General features: G+C 64.9%; 15 protein-coding genes and 1 tRNA gene. 8 read left to right on the top strand and 8 right to left on the bottom strand.

Features of this window, described 5'->3' with window-relative positions:
* Positions 1 to 114: 114 nt before the first annotated feature.
* A complete protein-coding gene (locus DX905_RS00370; protein WP_116089559.1) occupies positions 115 to 1,182 on the bottom strand; it encodes an FUSC family protein in 1,068 nt (355 codons plus the stop codon).
* Positions 1,183 to 1,283: 101 nt separating this feature from the next.
* Here DX905_RS00370 and ilvD point away from each other — a divergent pair, with 101 nt between their 5' ends.
* The 5 genes from ilvD (at position 1,284) to pstB (ending at position 6,934) form a co-directional block, all read left to right on the top strand.
* Complete coding sequence (gene ilvD / locus DX905_RS00365; protein WP_116089558.1) at positions 1,284 to 3,125, top strand: dihydroxy-acid dehydratase; 1,842 nt, start codon at positions 1,284 to 1,286, stop codon at positions 3,123 to 3,125.
* Positions 3,126 to 3,224: 99 nt separating this feature from the next.
* Positions 3,225 to 4,259 carry a phosphate ABC transporter substrate-binding protein PstS gene (gene pstS, locus DX905_RS00360; protein WP_116089557.1) on the top strand — a complete coding sequence of 345 codons (1,035 nt, stop codon included), beginning with the start codon at positions 3,225 to 3,227 and terminating at the stop codon, positions 4,257 to 4,259.
* Between the two features lie 58 nt (positions 4,260 to 4,317).
* Positions 4,318 to 5,271 (top strand): phosphate ABC transporter permease subunit PstC, encoded by a 954-nt coding sequence (gene pstC, locus DX905_RS00355; protein ID WP_116089556.1) that lies wholly within the window; start codon positions 4,318 to 4,320, stop codon positions 5,269 to 5,271.
* Positions 5,271 to 6,113: a phosphate ABC transporter permease PstA gene (gene pstA / locus DX905_RS00350; RefSeq protein WP_240320662.1), complete on the top strand. Its 843-nt coding sequence runs from the start codon at positions 5,271 to 5,273 to the stop codon at positions 6,111 to 6,113. Before pstC ends, pstA begins: the two co-directional genes overlap by 1 nt.
* A 14-nt stretch (positions 6,114 to 6,127) precedes the next feature.
* Complete coding sequence (gene pstB, locus DX905_RS00345) at positions 6,128 to 6,934, top strand: phosphate ABC transporter ATP-binding protein PstB (protein ID WP_116092216.1); 807 nt, start codon at positions 6,128 to 6,130, stop codon at positions 6,932 to 6,934.
* A gap of 44 nt (positions 6,935 to 6,978) precedes the next feature.
* On the opposite strand, the gene DX905_RS00340 is transcribed toward pstB, so the two are convergent.
* The 3 genes from DX905_RS00340 to DX905_RS00330 all read right to left on the bottom strand — a co-directional run bounded on the left by DX905_RS00340 (position 6,979) and on the right by DX905_RS00330 (position 11,565).
* The gene (locus DX905_RS00340) at positions 6,979 to 9,561 is read right to left on the bottom strand and encodes a GAF domain-containing protein (protein ID WP_240320661.1); all 2,583 of its coding nucleotides are present in this window, start codon (positions 9,559 to 9,561) and stop codon (positions 6,979 to 6,981) included.
* 100 nt (positions 9,562 to 9,661) lie between these two features.
* Positions 9,662 to 10,462: a LytR/AlgR family response regulator transcription factor gene (locus DX905_RS00335; protein WP_116089555.1), complete on the bottom strand. Its 801-nt coding sequence runs from the start codon at positions 10,460 to 10,462 to the stop codon at positions 9,662 to 9,664.
* A gap of 5 nt (positions 10,463 to 10,467) precedes the next feature.
* A complete protein-coding gene (locus DX905_RS00330; protein WP_116089554.1) occupies positions 10,468 to 11,565 on the bottom strand; it encodes a sensor histidine kinase in 1,098 nt (365 codons plus the stop codon).
* Between the two features lie 186 nt (positions 11,566 to 11,751).
* Here DX905_RS00330 and DX905_RS00325 point away from each other — a divergent pair, with 186 nt between their 5' ends.
* Together DX905_RS00325 and DX905_RS00320 are read left to right on the top strand one after the other, a co-directional pair.
* Positions 11,752 to 12,129 carry a hypothetical protein gene (locus DX905_RS00325; protein ID WP_116089553.1) on the top strand — a complete coding sequence of 126 codons (378 nt, stop codon included), beginning with the start codon at positions 11,752 to 11,754 and terminating at the stop codon, positions 12,127 to 12,129.
* A gap of 139 nt (positions 12,130 to 12,268) precedes the next feature.
* Positions 12,269 to 12,874: a DUF998 domain-containing protein gene (locus DX905_RS00320; protein WP_116089552.1), complete on the top strand. Its 606-nt coding sequence runs from the start codon at positions 12,269 to 12,271 to the stop codon at positions 12,872 to 12,874.
* Between the two features lie 8 nt (positions 12,875 to 12,882).
* Here DX905_RS00320 and DX905_RS00315 read toward each other — a convergent pair.
* A tRNA-Leu gene (locus DX905_RS00315) sits at positions 12,883 to 12,967 on the bottom strand.
* 78 nt (positions 12,968 to 13,045) lie between these two features.
* Here DX905_RS00315 and DX905_RS00310 point away from each other — a divergent pair.
* On the top strand, positions 13,046 to 13,453 hold the full coding sequence (locus DX905_RS00310) for a SufE family protein (protein ID WP_116089551.1): 408 nt from the start codon (positions 13,046 to 13,048) through the stop codon (positions 13,451 to 13,453).
* A gap of 27 nt (positions 13,454 to 13,480) precedes the next feature.
* Here the strand turns inward: DX905_RS00310 and DX905_RS00305 are convergent, their stop codons facing one another.
* Genes DX905_RS00305 through DX905_RS00295 form a run of 3 tightly spaced genes read right to left on the bottom strand, consistent with a single transcriptional unit; the run spans position 13,481 to position 16,316 of the window.
* The gene (locus DX905_RS00305; protein WP_116089550.1) at positions 13,481 to 13,807 is read right to left on the bottom strand and encodes a hypothetical protein; all 327 of its coding nucleotides are present in this window, start codon (positions 13,805 to 13,807) and stop codon (positions 13,481 to 13,483) included.
* A complete protein-coding gene (locus tag DX905_RS00300; RefSeq protein ID WP_116089549.1) occupies positions 13,804 to 14,331 on the bottom strand; it encodes a J domain-containing protein in 528 nt (175 codons plus the stop codon). Before DX905_RS00300 ends, DX905_RS00305 begins: the two co-directional genes overlap by 4 nt.
* Positions 14,332 to 14,366: 35 nt before the next feature.
* Positions 14,367 to 16,316 (bottom strand): hypothetical protein, encoded by a 1,950-nt coding sequence (locus DX905_RS00295; RefSeq protein WP_116089548.1) that lies wholly within the window; start codon positions 16,314 to 16,316, stop codon positions 14,367 to 14,369.
* Positions 16,317 to 16,335 lie beyond the last annotated feature (19 nt).

Below are 16,335 nucleotides of genomic sequence, written 5' to 3'. Positions count from 1 at the left end.
CGCTACCGGCCCGCTTCGCCATCAGCACACCGTCATGAGAAAGGGAAAGAGCACGCGATCGGCCATTGCCGCATCGTAGCGATCCTGGAACGAAAAGTGAACCATTACGCGCTTCTAAACGCCGCCCGCCTCCGCGTCAGCCGCACTTGCGTTGCGGGCTTCGTCGCGGGCGATGAGATGCCAGAGGAGCAATACCGGCTCCAGCAGCGCCATGCCGATCAACGTACCGAGCAGGCGGTCCGCGGCCGGGCCGATATGCGCGTCGGCATAGCTGTCGGGTACCAAAGTCACCAATATCGCCAGTACGAATTGCGTACCGGCATAGGCCAGGGCTCCCTTGCCGTTCTCGAGATGCCGTCCGGCCGCAACGCCGATTATTGTGCCCAGGATCAGAATAGGCGCGGACCCGCGGGCGATGAATAGGAAGCACGCGGCCAGCGCCGCGCCGGCGAGGCAGCCGACCACGCGGTTGAGCAGGCGGCGGCTGACGGGAACGAAGCCGCTGACGCCAAGGCTCGTGACTGGCACCAGCATGACCGCCATGATCGCGACCGCACTCTGGGAGAGCGCGGGCAGGTGAAGCCATGCTCCCAGCGCAGGCAGGATCAGCAGGGCGAGGGCCGCTTGCGCGGCGTGGCGCGCGGCGTGGGGGTGCCAGCCGACGCGCGCCGGCGACGCGCTCCGCTCCGCCGGCCAGATACGCCGCAACGTGAGGGTCGAAGCCGTACTGATCACGACACAGGCGACGGTGCCGGCGATCACCTCCAGCATACGTGTGCGGGCGAACTCGATGATGGCGATATCCGGATGCTGGACCTTGTCGAGCAGGATCATGACGAACGTCAGTCCCACGAACAGCCACGCATAAGCCCGCTTTGCAGTCAGCGCGGCGTAGAGCATCGTCCCGCCGATCGCGGCCAACCCGAGCGAAGTGAGCAGGACGTCGCCCGCCACGAGCGGCGTTATCGCCAGGCCCAGGAGAGCGCCGGCGGCGGTTCCGACAATCCGCAGCAGCCCGCGGATGAAGCTTTCGGCAACATGGCCGCGCATCACCATATAGCCGGAGAAAGCCGCCCAGGAGACGTTGGACGCGCCGATCCAATGCGCGAACAGGATCGCCAGCAGGACGGACGCGACGCATTCGAGTTCGTCGACCCGCCGCGCATCGAGAATAGCTTTCATGTGCGCCGGCCAAGAATCATGGGCTGGCCCTAGCGCCGCGCTTGGCGCAACGCGCGCCCTTACATTGCCGCTGCGGTCGCTTCCCCTTATAGGTCTTCGTCATGCCCGCTTACCGTTCCCGTACCACCACCCATGGCCGCAACATGGCAGGCGCGCGCGGTTTGTGGCGCGCGACCGGCATGAAGGATAGCGACTTCGGCAAGCCGATCATCGCGGTCGTCAACAGCTTCACCCAATTCGTGCCCGGCCATGTCCACCTCAAGGATCTCGGGCAATTGGTCGCGCGCGAGATCGAGGCGGCGGGCGGCGTCGCCAAGGAGTTCAACACGATCGCGGTCGATGACGGCATCGCGATGGGGCATGACGGGATGCTCTATTCGCTGCCGAGCCGCGAGCTGATCGCCGACAGCGTCGAATATATGGTCAACGCCCATTGCGCCGATGCGATGGTGTGCATCTCCAATTGCGACAAGATCACGCCCGGCATGCTGATGGCGGCGTTGCGCATCAATGTTCCCGCCGTGTTCGTCTCGGGCGGGCCGATGGAAGCGGGCAAGGTCGTGCTTCGTGGCAAGGAGGTTGCGCTCGACCTGGTCGACGCGATGGTCGCGGCCGGCGACGAAGCCTATTCGGACGAGGAAGTCGACGCGATTGAGAAGGCCGCCTGCCCGACCTGCGGCAGCTGCTCCGGCATGTTCACCGCCAATTCGATGAACTGCCTGACCGAGGCGCTCGGCCTGTCGCTGCCCGGCAACGGATCGGTGCTGGCGACTCATGCCGATCGCGAACGGCTGTTCCGCGAGGCCGGTCACACCATCGTCGATCTCGCCAAGCGCTGGTACGAGCAGGACGACGCCACCGCCCTGCCCCGCAATATCGCGACGTTCGAAGCGTTCGAGAATGCGATGAGCCTCGATATCGCGATGGGCGGATCGACCAACACCGTGCTCCACCTGCTTGCCGCCGCGCATGAGGCAGGGGTCGATTTCACCATGGCCGATATCGATCGCCTGTCGCGGCGCGTACCCTGCCTGTGCAAGGTCGCGCCGGCCAAGTCCGACGTGCATATGGAAGACGTCCACCGCGCGGGCGGGATCATGGCGATCCTCGGCGAGCTCGATCGCGCCAACCTGCTCGATGTCGAACAGCCGACCGTCCACAGCTCGAGCCTTGGCGAGGCGCTGGGCCGCTGGGACGTCGCGCGCACCAACAGCGAATCCGTGCGGACCTTCTACCGCGCCGCCCCGGGTGGCGTGCCCACCCAGACCGCATTCTCCCAGTCGCGCCGGTGGGACGAGCTTGACCTCGATCGCGAAAGCGGCGTGATCCGCTCGGCCAACAACGCCTTCAGCCAGGATGGCGGTCTGGCCGTGCTGTTCGGCAATCTCGCACCTGAGGGCTGCATCGTGAAGACCGCCGGCGTGGACGAGAGCATCCTCACCTTCACCGGACGCGCGATGGTCTATGAGAGCCAGGATGCCGCCGTGGTCGGCATCCTCGGCAACCAGATCAAGGAGGGCGACGTCGTCGTCATCCGTTATGAAGGTCCCAAGGGCGGCCCCGGCATGCAGGAAATGCTCTACCCGACCTCCTATCTGAAGTCGAAGGGCATGGGCAAAGCCTGTGCCCTGCTGACCGACGGCCGCTTCTCCGGCGGCACATCCGGCCTCTCGATCGGGCACGTATCGCCCGAAGCGGCCGAGGGCGGACTGATCGCTTTGGTCGAGCATGGCGACCTGATCGAGATCGACATCCCCAACCGTACGATCAACCTGATGGTCGACGACGCCACCTTGGCCAAGCGCCATGCCGCGATGGAAGATCGCGGGCCCAAGGCGTGGAAGCCGTTTGGGCGCAAGCGGACCGTTTCGAAAGCGCTGCAGGCTTATGCCCTGTTCGCGGGGAACGCCTCACGGGGGGCGGTGCGAGTACTGCCCGACTGAGCCCCGTCCGCCGGGGAAGACTGTCACACAAGAGTCACGGAACCTCCATAAAGGCGGTGACAGCGGCTGATTGCCGCACTTCTTTCCAGGGGTAACCACATGTTCAAGACGTTCGTCGCGGCGATTGGCGGGCTCGCCATCGCGTCCACTGCGGCTGCCGCCGACATTTCGGGCGCCGGAGCGACTTTCCCCGCGCCCGTTTATGCCAAGTGGGCCGAAGCCTATAAGGCGCAGACCGGTATCGGCCTCAATTATCAGGCGATCGGCTCGGGCGGCGGCATCAAGCAGATCAAGGCCAAGACGGTCGATTTCGGCGCGTCGGACAAGCCGCTGAAGCCGGATGAGCTCGCAGCTGCGGGCCTCTATCAGTTCCCGACGGTCGTCGGCGGCGTCGTGCCGGTCATGAACCTCCCCGGCATCCGTCCCGGTCAGATCAAGCTGTCGGGCGCCCTGCTCGGCGACATCTTCCTCGGCAAGGTCACGCGCTGGAATGCGCCGCAGATCGCCGCCCTCAACCGTGGCGTGCCGCTGCCGAACCTGCCGATCACGGTCGTCCACCGGTCGGACGGCTCGGGCACCAGCTTCCTGTTCACCTCTTACCTGGCAATGAAGAACCCGGCCTGGGCTTCGCAGGTCGGCGCGAGCGACTCGGTCCAGTGGCCGACCGGGCTTGGCGGCAAGGGCAATGACGGCGTCGCCGCGTTCGTGAAGCAGACCACCGGCGCGATCGGCTATGTCGAATATGCTTATGCCAAGCAGAACCGCTCGACCTATGCGCTCATGCAGAACAAGGCCGGCAAGTTCGTCGCGCCTGCCGCCCCCGCCTTCGCCGCGGCGGCCGCGAGCGCGCCGTGGCTGCGCTCGCCCGGCAATTACATCCTGCTGCTCGACCAGCCGAGCCCGGCCGCCTGGCCGATCACCGGTGCGACCTTCATCCTCGTCTACCGCAACCAGCCCAATCCCGCCGACGGCGCCCAGGTGCTGAAATTTTTCGAATGGGGCTACAATAAGGGCGACGGCCTTGCCGCCAGCCTCGATTATGTGCCGCTGCCGGCCAACGTGAAGGGCCTGCTCAAGAAGCAGTGGGCGCGCTCGGTTACCGCCGGCGGCAAGCCGGTCTACGTCGCCAAGTAAGACGTCCATGGGCGCCGAAGCACTTCCCACGCTTCGGCGCCCTCTTTACGAGTCCAGCATGGCCCGCACCGACACCGCCAGCCCCCAGGGTGCGCCTCCGGGCCACGCCACGGGGGAGATCGTCTTCCGCTTCGCTTGCGCCGCCGCCGCCACTTTCCTGTTGGCGGCGTTGGCGGGTGTCATCATCAGCCTGTTTATCGGTGGCTTGCCCGCCTTCCGGGAATTCGGCTTCGGCTTCCTGACCTCGACCACCTGGAATCCGGTGACGGAAGTCTACGGCGCCGCCGGCCCGATCGCGGGCACGCTGATCACGGCGTTCCTGTCGCTGCTGATCGCGCTGCCCTTGGCGCTGGGCGTCGCGGTCTTTCTCGTCGAATTCTGCCCGGCGCGAATTTCCGGTTCGATCGCCATCGCGGTCGAGCTGCTCGCCGGCATACCCTCGATCGTCTACGGCATGTGGGGCCTGTTCGTGCTCGCGCCGTGGTTCGCCGCGCACGTGCAGATGCCGATCGCGATGCATGTCGATCCCGACACGTTCCTCGGCAAGTTGCTCGGCGGCACGCCCAACGGCGCCAATATCTTCACCGCGTCGCTGATCCTGGCGATCATGATCCTGCCTTATATGGCAGCGGTGTTCCGGGAGCTGTTCCTGACCGTGCCGCCGCAGGTGCGGGAGGCCGCCTACGGCCTCGGCTGCACCCCGTTCGAGGTGATCAGGGCGGTCGTCATCCCCTATGTCCGCCGCGGCATGATCGGGGTGGTGATGCTCGGCCTCGGCCGCGCGCTCGGCGAGACGATGGCGGTGACCTTCATCATCGGCAACGCGCACGGCTTCCCGCATTCGCTGTTCGACAGCGGCTCGACCATCGCGTCTACCGTCGCCAACGAATTCGCCGAGGCCACCAGCGACATGCATACGTCGGCCTTGATCGCGCTTGGCTTCCTGCTGTTCGTGATCACCTTCGTCGTGCTCGCCTTCGCCCGGCTCCTCTTGCGTGAGGCGAAAGTCTGATGATGACCCGCGCCGCCCGCCGCCGCGCGCAGAACGGAATCTTCGTCGTCCTGTGCGGTATTGCCACCGTCATCGCGCTGAGTGCGCTGGTGATGATCCTGTGGACGCTGCTCAGCAAAGGTCTGGGCGGTGTCGATACGATGATCTTCACGCGCGACCAGCCCGCCCCCGGCTCGCCCGGCGGCTTGCGCAACGCGATCGTCGGCTCACTCATCATGTGCTCGATCGGCATGGCGATCGCTTTGGTGATCGGCATCCTCGCCGGCACCTGGCTCGCCGAATATGGCGCGGGCACCAAATATGGCCAGGTGGTGCGTTTCCTTAACGACGTGTTGATCTCGGCGCCCTCGATCCTGATCGGCCTGTTCGTTTACGAGATGCTGGTCGCCCCCTTCCATGGCTTTTCGGGCTATGCCGGCGGCGTGGCTCTGGCCTTTCTCGCCACGCCGATCGTCGTGCGGACGACCGAGGACATATTGTCGCTTCAGCCCGGCGCACTGCGCGAGGCGGGCATGGCGCTGGGTGCGAGCCGTGCCTTCGTGATCCGCAAGATCATCTGGAAGGCGGCGCGGACCGGCCTGCTCACCGCCGGCCTGCTCGGCTTCGCCCGCATCTCCGGGGAAACGGCGCCGTTGCTGTTCACCTCGCTCGGCAGCCAATTCTACAATGCCGATCCGTCGCAGCCGATGGCGAGCCTGCCGACGACGATCTTCCAGTTCGCGCTCAGCGCCTATGACGACTGGCAGCGGCTTGCCTGGGTCGGTGCGCTGCTGATCGCCGTTGCCGTATTGTTCATCAACATCGTCGGGCGCGTGCTCGCCCGGGAGACGCACCGCAAATGACCGATACCGCCGTGATGACCCCGTCGGGCAGCTCTGCCGGCGACGAGCAGTTCATGACCCGGCCGACTGGGGAGCTGGTGCTGGAAGCCAAGGATCTTGGATTCTTCTACGGCGCCAATCCCGCACTCTACAATGTCGAGCTACCGATCGAGCGCAACAAGATCACCGCTTTGATCGGGCCGTCGGGCTGCGGCAAATCGACGCTGCTGCGCGCGCTCAACCGTATCTACGCGCTCTATCCCGGCCAGCGCGCCGAGGGCGAGATATTGCTCGATGGCGAAGACGTGCTCAAGGGCGGCGACCCGGCCGCGCTGCGCGCGCGCGTTGGCATGGTCTTCCAGAAGCCGACGCCCTTCCCGATGTCGATCTACGACAATGTCGCGTTCGGCGTGCGGCTCTACCACAAGAAGAGCAAGGCCGAGATGGACGAGATCGTCCAGCATTCGCTGACACGTGCGGCGCTGTGGGACGAGGTCAAGGACAAGCTCAACACCTCCGGCCTCGGCCTGTCGGGTGGACAGCAGCAGCGGTTGTGCGTCGCGCGCGGCATCGCGGTTCAGCCGGAGATATTGCTGCTCGACGAGCCTGCGTCGGCGCTCGATCCCGTCTCCACCGCCAAGCTGGAGCAGACCTTGGTCGAGCTCAAGAAGGACGTCACGATCGTGATCGTGACGCACAATCTCCAGCAGGCGAGCCGCATCTCCGACCATACCGGCTTCATGTTTCTCGGGCGGATGATCGAATTCGGGCCGACCGCGGACATCTTTTCCAATCCGCGCTCGCGCCGCACGCGCGATTATGTGACGGGCCGCTTCGGCTGATCCTTCCCCGAGAACCGGGAATTTTAGCGACAAACAGGTAGTTTTTAGCGCGCGAGCATGTCGCGGACGCGGTTACCGAACGTCTCCATCGCGAACGGCTTGGTCACCAACTCCATGCCCGGCTCGAGCGGGCCGTTGCCGACCACCGCGTTTTCGGCATAGCCGGTGATGATCAGCACACCGAGTTCAGGGCGCAAGGCGCGCGCCGCGTCCGCCACCTGGCGGCCGTTCATCGGGCCCGGCAGGCCGATATCCGTTACGAGCAGGTCGATCCTGGCGTCGGACTGAAGCAATTCCAGCGCTGCTGGCCCGTCGGCCGCTTCGATCGTCGAACAGCCCATTTCTTCCAGCACTTCGCACACCAGCATGCGAATGGTGGGCTCGTCATCCACCACCAGCACGGTCTTGTTGCCCTCCGTCTGCGGCATTTCGGACGTGCCGGCGGAATCCTCGTTGCGATCCGCTTCGCCGTAATAGCGCGGCAGGTAGAGGCACATGGTCGTACCCTCTCCCAGCTCACTATAGACGCGCACCTGTCCGCCCGACTGACGCACGAAACCGTAGATCATTGACAGGCCAAGCCCGGTGCCCTCCCCGAGCGGCTTGGTCGTGAAGAAGGGATCGAAGGCCCGCGCCTGCACGTCCGGCGTCATGCCAGTGCCGGTATCGGTGACGCACAGCGACAGATATTGCCCCTCGGGCAAATCCCGCTCGCGCGCGGCGCGCGGATCGAGCCATTTGTTGGCCGTCTCGATCGTGAGGCGACCGCCGTCCGGCATCGCATCGCGGGCGTTGATGGCGAGGTTGAGCAACGCATTTTCAAGCTGGTTCTGATCGACCAGCGTGCTCCACAGACCCGCTGCCTGTACGAATTCGACGGTGATTGCGGGGCCGACGGTGCGGCGCACGATATCTTCCATACCCGCAACCAGGCGGTTGACGTCGGTCGGTCGCGGGTCGAGCGTCTGGCGGCGTGAGAAAGCCAGCAGGCGATGGGTCAAAGCGGCGGCACGGCTGGCGGCGCCCCGCGCGGCGGTGGCATAGCGTTCCAGCTCGCCGGTGCGGCCCTGCTGGATGCGGATTTGCATCATTTCAAGCGCGCCGGAAATGCCGGTCAGCATGTTGTTGAAATCATGGGCGAGGCCGCCAGTAAGCTGGCCGACCGCCTCCATTTTCTGGCTCTGGCGGAGCTGCTCCTCCATTGTCATGAGGTCGGCTGTGCGCCGCTCGACCTCTGCCTCGAGCGAAGCGTTGAGATCGGCCAGTTCCTGCTCGACACGGCGCCGCTCGGTGGCGCTGCGCACCCGCTCGGCCACCTCCCGCAGGAAGCCGAGTTCCTCGCTGCTCCACGGCCGGGCATGGGCATTGTTGAGATAAACCAGAGCGACGAAGCCGCCCTGCTCGGTCAAAGGCATATTGACGAAGGCGCGCGCCGTGATCGCTTCCAGCGCGCCCGCATTTGAATGGGTGCGAGGATCGAGCCGCGCATCCGGGATCACCACCGTCTCGCCGCGCTTCAGTTCCTCGATGTAGGAGCCATAATCGCGGAAGTTCAGAATGCCGGCGAGGCTCGTCACCCCCGGTGCATTCCAATCGCGTTCGATCTCGATCGTCTCGGCCGCAGGATCGATGGTGCCGTAGCCTGCGCGGCTCACGCCTAATGTCTTGCCCAGGATCTCCGATGCGATGAACGCGATTTCGGCCGGATTCGCGACGTCGCGGATCCGGTCGCTCAGTTCGAGCAGGGCGTTGGCGCGCGCCTCCGCGCTTTTCCGCTCGGTGATGTCGAAACTCACGCCGGGGAAGCGAATGGCAGTACCGTCGATATCCAGCATCGGCCGTCCCTGCGCGACCAGCCATTGCGGCGAACCGTCCTCGCGTATCAACCGATATTCCGAACTGAACGGCTGGCCGGTCTGGACCGTGTGCGCGATCTCCTGCTGCAGTCGGGGCAGATCGTCCGGGTGAACACGCTTGAAAAAGCTTTCGAGCGGCGCGCCCGCCGCGGCCTGTGCGGGATCGACACCGTAAATATGCGCGAACCGTTCATCGGCGACCACCCGGTTTCGCCGCAAATCCCAATCCCACGTGCCGATGCCCTGCGAGGCGGACAATGAAACCTCACGCTGGCGAAACAGGGCATTGATTTCGATCTGGGCGATCGTCTGGCGCGCGAGCGCTTCGAGCGCGATGCGCTGGGTTTCGTTCAGCCCCTCGGGACGCGGTTCGACATCGATCGCGCAGAGGCTGCCGAGCGGCAGGCCCTTGGCTGTCACCAGGGGCACGCCGGCATAGAAGCGGATTCTGGGATCGTCGCGCACCAGCGCCATATCCGCCGTACGGGGGTCCGCGGACAGATCACGTATCTCGAAAAGACCCTCGCCGCGTATTGCGAGCGCACAGACCGAAGTCTCGATCGGCGTCTGCGGCACGGTCGTGCCGGTCTTGGCCTTGAACCATTGGCGATCGGCGTCGACCAGGCTGACCAACGCCACCGGCGTCTGGCAGATCGCCTTCACCAGCAGCACGATATCCTCGAACGCCTGTTCGGGCGGTGTGTCGAGGACGCCCGCCTGGATCAGGGCGTCCAGCCGCTCCGCTTCGTCCCAAGAGGGTTGGTCAGTCAAAAGTCCGGAAGAAAGCTGCAACGACACGTCCACCTTGGCGGACGGCCCCGCGCCACCCTGCCCTGCTCAAGTCTTCGTGCGCGCTTCCGTTCCGCTCTGATCAGTGGACGAAGCGGGCAACCACGTCGCGATAGGAGCGCGAAACCTTCACCTGCGCGCCGGAACCGAGCACCAGGAAGCATTCGCCGTTGGTGTGCGGCTTGACCTGCTTGACCAGGTCGAGATTGACGATGGTGGAGCGGTGAATACGCTGGAAACGGCGCGGATCGAGCCGTTTTTCCAGATCCTTCATCGTCTCGCGAAGGATCAAAGTGTTATCGCCGGTGTAGATGCACATATAATCGCCGGCGGCATCGATCCGCTCGATCGAATCCACATCGACGCGGAAAATCTGGCCGCGATCCTTGATGTTGATCAGCTTCTCATAGCGGTTCGACGCATGGGCATCGGCGCTTTCCGGAATCACCTCGGCGGCCTCCGGGGCATGTTCCGCGATCACTTCCTTGAGCTGGGCCACCTCGCCTGCGGCGCGCTTTTCAGCCAGGCGCTGGCGCACGCGCTCCAGCGTGTCGGCCAGCCGATCGGTTTCTACCGGCTTCATCAGATAGTCGACGGCGCCCGCCTCGAACCCGCGCAGTGCATGATCGACATAGGCGGTGACGAACACGAACAAGGGCGGCTCGACCTCCATCAGCCCCTGCACCACCGAGAAACCGTCGAAGCCCGGCATCTGGATATCGAGGAAGACCAGGTCCGGCTTGTGTGTCTTGATCGCGCGGATCGCCTCGCGCCCGTTGTTGCAGGTTTCGATGATCTCGACATCCTCATGCGGCGCGAGTCTCAGCTGCAGGCCCTGAATGGCGAGCGGCTCGTCATCGACCAGGATAGTACGGATGGTCATGGAGTTCAGATCCTCGACGTGTTCGACTGGTAGGGTATTTCGATCGTCACGGTGAAGCCGTCGGGCCTAGCCTCGGTCTCGAAGCGATGTTCGCTACCATAAGCCTGCATCAGGCGATCCCTCGTGTTGACCAGCCCGACGCCGGTCGAAACGGTTGTCGCCGCCCCGCCGTCGCTCGCGCTCGGACCGCTTCCTGGGCCGCTGTCGCTGACCGTGATGTGAACGCGATTGCCCAGCCGGCGGGCGGCAACGGCGATATCGGCACCCTCTTCCTTCGGCGTGACGGCATATTTGATCGCATTTTCGACCAACGGCTGCAGCAGCAGTGATGGGATATTGGCCTGGGCGGCGGCGGGGTCGATGTCGAAGCTGGTGCGCAGCCTCTCCTCGAACCGCATCTTCTCGATATCGAGGTAGAGCTTGAGCGTCTCGACCTCCTGCGACAGCGGCACCTCGCCCTCCGGTTCGCTGACCAAGGTGTAACGCAGGAAGGAAGCCAGCCGCGACAGCATCGCATTGGCGCGCTCGGTCTGCTTGAGCAGCACCAGCGTCGAGATCGAATTGAGCGTGTTGAACAGGAAGTGCGGATTGAGCTGGTAACGCAGCATCGCCAGCTGGGCGGACGACGCCTGGCTCCCCAGCCGCAGCAGCTGATCCCGCTGCTCTTCCACCACGATGTAGAAATTGATGCCGTAATAAAGCGCCGACCAGGCCGCGAGCAGCGAGAAATCCAGCAGAATCGCGGAGAAGAACTGGATCCCCTCCGGCATTGGCCCGGTGCTGTAGAACGTCGCATGCGCCCAGGTCTCAATCGACGAGAACAAGGCCGCCGAGAACATCAGGATCAGGATAGACCCACCCCAGGTCGCAATCGGACGCATGTTGAACAGTCGTCGGTACGCCGCCGACATCAGCAGGGTGAGTGAGTAGCCGGTGGCGGTGGTGAGCGCGGTCGGCACGATGAACAGCCAGCCCATCGCATTGGCGATTCCGCCAAGCGTACGCAGCACGAAATAGCCCGCCCACCCTGCGGACTGGAGGATCCAGAAGGCGCGGTTCTTGTCCTCGAAGAACGGGGCTCGTCTCAGCAGCGTGCGCGGCATCAGGCGCCCGCCTCTACAGGATCGGAATGCATGCTGCCAACCGGGCAGGCATTTGCGACGAACCGCGCAGCCATCGGCCTGCGTGAACGTTGGATAAACACTTGATTCCCGGCCGGTTAAGCCGAATCATGGCACTAGGGCTGGCAATTTGAGGGCGACCTCAAGGAACAGGATGGAGACGAGTTTATGCGTAAGCTTCTGACTGCATCGGTCGCAGCCCTGGCATTGACGGGCGTGACGCTCGGCGCCGCGGCTCCTGCCGAAGCGCGCTATCATGGCGGGCGCGGTTATTACGGCCACGGCTATTATGGTCATTATCATGGCGGCGGCCGCACCGCGGCGGTGCTGGGCGCCGGCATCCTCGGCCTGGCCGCGGGCGCAGCGATCGCCGACAGCCATCGCGGCTATTATGGCGGCTACGGCTATGCCCCGGCTTATTATGGCCCCGGGCCGGCTTATTATGATGGCGGCTATGGCTATTATGACCGCGGCCCGGTGTGCCGGACCGATTGGCGCTGGGACGGCTATGCCCGGCGTTATGTCCGGATCCAGTATTGCGATTAAGGCGCAGCTGACCGGATCACATCAAACGGGCGGCGGAGCAATCCGCCGCCCTTCTTATTCCAGCACTGCACCCTCCGTTGACGACTACAATTGTAGTCTTTATGATTACGTATGTAGTCAACAATGGGGGAGCAGAGTTATGGCCTACCGCGTCGGAAACCAGGCGTCGTCACGCGACGTGGGCACACGCCTGTTCATTTCTGCCGGTTTGATCCCCCTCCCGTGGTTCCTTCTTTGGGTGACGATCGGCGGGCTGTTGGCTCCGAATTATGATCCGATCGGGCAGCATGCGAGCGAACTGAGCCTGCTCGGCGGCGCGCCGCGAATGCTGCTCGCTATTGCTGCGATCGGATCCGGCCTTGCCTTCATCGCCTTCGGGATCGGTCTGTGGCGCGAAAGCGGCCGCGCAATCGCGTTTGGCGCTCTGGCGTGGATGGCGTTCGGCGTGTCGATGATTTCGAACGGTATTTGGGTGATGGGCAGCCCCATGCATGGCCTGTACGCGCTCGGGCTCGCGAGCATTCTGGCGCCGGCCTTTTCGTTGCTGGAGATGCAGCGCCTTCGCGCCGACCGCTCGCTGTTCGTCGTGACTGTCCTGTGCAGCTTCGGCGGGTTGTTCTACCTGTGGCTCAATCTGATGGGCTTCGATGCCCAGCCGACGCACGGACTGACCCAGCGCGTCTTTTCCTCCCTCTGCTCGCTCTGGCCGGCATGGGCGGCCTGGCGCTTCCGGGAGGCCACATGACCGAAATTTGGTGCGGGTGGTCGGGCTCGAACCGACACTCCTTGCGGAACGGGATTTTGAGTCCCGCGCGTCTACCAGTTTCACCACACCCGCACTGGCAGCGCCGTTAGCGCAGGCCACGCCCGCTCGTCCAGCCTTCCGCCACCTTATTGTGTCTGCTAGCCGCGCGCCATGCCCGCCACGATCGACGACCTGCTTGCAGACTATGGCTTTCTCGACGCGGACGACCGCTACCGCCTGCTGATCGATCTCGGCCGCGAGCTGGAACCGATGCCGGACGCGCTCAAGACCGACGCTACCTTGGTGCGCGGCTGCTCGGCGTCGGTTTGGGTCTATCCGACACGTGCCGCAGACGGCCGGCTCCATTTCCTGGCCGACAGCAATGCCGCGATCACCAAGGGGATCATCGCGCTGGTGCTGCTGACGGTGCAGGACCGGGCGCCGGCGGACATCGCCGCCACCGACATCGAAGCCGCGCTTGCCCCGTTCGAACTGACGCGGCAGCTCAGTTCGAATCGGACGCAGGGCATTCCGAACATGATCGCGCTGATCCGGGCGACGGCGGCGCGTTACGCATAATCGCGATCGGGTCCGGAATCCGCTCGGCTATTCCGCCGCGACCAGTAGCGCTTCGGTCAGTCCCAACCGCGCCTCGACCTGCTCGATCGGCGTGCCGGCCTGGACGATCAGCCAGTCGCGCGGGCGCGCGCCATCGACGATGGTCACGGCTCCTTTCGGGCAAATCTTGAGGCACTTGGTCGAGATCACGCCGATGCCGGCCTTGCGGCCCTTGCCGCCGCCGGCGCGCTTGTGGAGCAATTTGGACAGGGGCTGGCTGCCGTCGGGACCGAAGCCCTTCTTGCCCAGCTTCTTCTCGCATTTGGCGCAGACCAGGATCGCGGCCCGCCAGCGCGCGCGGGCGGCGAGGATCACGCCGCGCGCCTTTCCTCGGCCTGGCGGAGCACGTCCCAGGCCGCCTGGATCAGCCGGAACCGCTCGGCCGCTTCCTTGTCGTCAGGCCGCGCGTCGGGATGATTGGCCTTGGCGAGCCTGCGCCAGGCCAGCTTGATCTCGTCGAAACCGGCATCGCTCTCCAGCTCCAGCACGGCCAGCGCGCGCATCTCGTCGCGCGAGCGGCTGCCGTCGCCGGGCCCGCCCCAGCCATAATGCGAGGCCTCGGCAAAGCCGGAGGAGTCGCGCCGCTCGCCCGCCTCGCGCGCGGCCGCTTCTTCGGCGTCCAGGCCTTCGAAATAATTCCAGCCGCGATTATATTCGCCGGCATGCTCGGCGCAAAAATACCAGCGCTCCGGGCTGTTCGGCGATTTGGGCGCGGGGCAATCGCCCGGCTGATCGCAATTGTGGCGGTCGCAGATCCGCACCTTGGTCGCCCCGCGCTCGCTGCCATAGCCGCGCCAGCGGGGAAAACCCCAGTCGGTTGATCGGGTCGAACGTGCCATGCGGGCTACATAGGTGGCCCTGCGTAAAAGACCATCTAGCTCTGCGGCACGACGTAGCGAAAACGCTGCGTCGCGCCGCCGCAGCCAAGTGCACCGTCGGGACGGTAACTCTGGGTATAGCGCGTCTTGGCCATCGCCTTGACCGTCGCATCGCCGAACATCAGCGGCGGATAGGAGATTACTGCGCGACGATTGGTCGTCTGACCGTTGGGCAGGACGTCCAGCTCGATCTGCGTCCATCCGGAAACGCGCATCATCAGCATCTCGGCCGGATAGTCGTTGCTCCCCACGCCGACCTTCGCGATCGCCGGCTGCGCATCGACGAGCGCGCACTGCTGCGCGTCGAGGCCGGACTTGAGGAATGACGCTCGCGCAGCGTCGATCTGCCCCTGCTGCGCCTGGAACGAGGATAAGCGGACCAGCGCGCCCACCCTCAGCGGATCGCGTGCGTCGAGCCGTTTATCGTCGATAACGTCACGCAAGGCAGGTTCGGCATCGGGCGCATAACCCTGGCTCTGCATCGGGGAGCCAAGGATGAGCCGCAACACCGCCGCCGTTTGCGCGTCCGCTGCGATGTCCGGCCGCGCCAACATTGCTCTTACAGCTGCTAAATACCGCTTCCACCCATCCTTGGCCGACATGTCGGCCGTTGAACTGGAGGATAGGTCGAGATAGGCGATGACCGCCGGGGGTGCCTTCAACTGCGAAGCGGCAGCGGCAGCGCGCGCGTACAGATCATGACTCTCGTCGCGATCCGTAGTCGGAGCCGACGCCAGCATCGCCAGCGAGCCGACCAGCGCCCGATCCTTAGCACCAGCTTCGCGCGTGGCGATGCTGGTCCGCAAAATGGAGGCCTCGGCCGCGTTCGGCGCCGTATCGTTATGGAGCGGAAAGGCATCGCCCACCCAGGCTGCAACCTGCGGCCACAGCAAATTGAGGTCGGCCGGCCGCTGGACGGCCGTTGAGCAACGCAACTCGACACGAGTGGCCAGCCGATAGAAGGCCGGGATCTTCGCAGCCCCGCCGGCTTTCCAGGACCAGCCGGACACGGCTTCGGCCAATTCGCGCGCCACCGCGCCGGACCGCGACGCGTAGACCGGATTGGCATAACTGACGGCGCCATCGGTACCGATGCCGAATTCGACAACGGCCCTGTCCTCCGGCTTCAGATTGCCGCCGCACGCCGGCAAGTCCGTCCGTGCCGCGACCGCAAACGGGCCGGCGGGCAGCCGCCCCTCCCCCGTCATGGCAAAATATTCGCGGGCCTTATTGGTATAGCCTGCGAGGAAGCTGGCGAGCGCAAGATCGGCGCGGACCGTGACATCGTTGAGATCGGTCTTGGTGGTCAGCCCGCCAAGGTCCTTCAGCGCAACCTCAAGCTCGGCGAGCGCTCCCTTATAGTCACCGCGATTGAGCAGCACGCGACCGCGCATGTCGCGGAGCGTCGCGTCCACCTCCGGCGCGATCTTGGTCGTTTCCGCCACCTTCATCATCGCATCGGCGTAACCAAGCGCGGCGGCGCTATCGTCGAACATCGTGACCGTGATCAGCGCGAGTAGCGCCTGTATCTTGGCCGTGGGGTCGTTCGCCAGCGACAAAGCCTGCTCAAAGTCGTGTCGCGCCGCGACATAATCATAGGCACCCTTTTCGATGCCTCCAAGGGCAAGATAAGCATCGAGCCGGTCGTTGTTGAGCGTTGCGTCGGCTTGTCCGACGAGCTGCAGGCCGGCCGCGAAAGCCTGTTTTGCCTGGTCGTCCCTTTGCAGGTGATGGAGCGCCGAGCCGGCCCGGAGCATGGCAATCCCGCGCGTGCGCGGGCTGATTCCGGGACGCGCCTCGATCGCTTGGAATCCCGCGAGCGCTTCTGCCCAATTGTCGGCATTGAGTGCGACCGTGGCCTGCTCGAACTGCGCCTGCAACGTCGGCGGCGGGGTCGCGGGCGCCGCGGCTGCAGCCGCCTGCGCGAGGAGCCAAGTCACCAGCATCAAAGTCTCCCTCCGAACG

It is taken from the genome of Sphingomonas crusticola (genome assembly GCF_003391115.1).
Taxonomy (GTDB): domain Bacteria; phylum Pseudomonadota; class Alphaproteobacteria; order Sphingomonadales; family Sphingomonadaceae; genus Sphingomonas_I; species Sphingomonas_I crusticola.
This window is presented reverse-complemented; position numbering and strand designations above follow the sequence as displayed.

Excerpts from the sequence above, each read along its gene's own strand:
- DX905_RS00325 (WP_116089553.1), top strand. The coding sequence starts at position 11,752 with ATGCGTAAGCTTCTGACTGCATCGGTCGCAGCCCTGGCATTGACGGGC.
- DX905_RS00370 (WP_116089559.1), bottom strand. The coding sequence starts at position 1,182 with ATGAAAGCTATTCTCGATGCGCGGCGGGTCGACGAACTCGAATGCGTC.
- DX905_RS00295 (WP_116089548.1), bottom strand. The coding sequence starts at position 16,316 with ATGCTGGTGACTTGGCTCCTCGCGCAGGCGGCTGCAGCCGCGGCGCCC.
- pstB (WP_116092216.1), top strand. The coding sequence starts at position 6,128 with ATGACCCCGTCGGGCAGCTCTGCCGGCGACGAGCAGTTCATGACCCGG.
- DX905_RS00320 (WP_116089552.1), top strand. The coding sequence starts at position 12,269 with ATGGCCTACCGCGTCGGAAACCAGGCGTCGTCACGCGACGTGGGCACA.
- DX905_RS00300 (WP_116089549.1), bottom strand. The coding sequence starts at position 14,331 with ATGGCACGTTCGACCCGATCAACCGACTGGGGTTTTCCCCGCTGGCGC.
- DX905_RS00335 (WP_116089555.1), bottom strand. The coding sequence starts at position 10,462 with ATGACCATCCGTACTATCCTGGTCGATGACGAGCCGCTCGCCATTCAG.
- pstS (WP_116089557.1), top strand. The coding sequence starts at position 3,225 with ATGTTCAAGACGTTCGTCGCGGCGATTGGCGGGCTCGCCATCGCGTCC.
- pstA (WP_240320662.1), top strand. The coding sequence starts at position 5,271 with ATGATGACCCGCGCCGCCCGCCGCCGCGCGCAGAACGGAATCTTCGTC.
- DX905_RS00310 (WP_116089551.1), top strand. The coding sequence starts at position 13,046 with ATGCCCGCCACGATCGACGACCTGCTTGCAGACTATGGCTTTCTCGAC.
- ilvD (WP_116089558.1), top strand. The coding sequence starts at position 1,284 with ATGCCCGCTTACCGTTCCCGTACCACCACCCATGGCCGCAACATGGCA.
- DX905_RS00330 (WP_116089554.1), bottom strand. The coding sequence starts at position 11,565 with ATGCCGCGCACGCTGCTGAGACGAGCCCCGTTCTTCGAGGACAAGAAC.
- pstC (WP_116089556.1), top strand. The coding sequence starts at position 4,318 with ATGGCCCGCACCGACACCGCCAGCCCCCAGGGTGCGCCTCCGGGCCAC.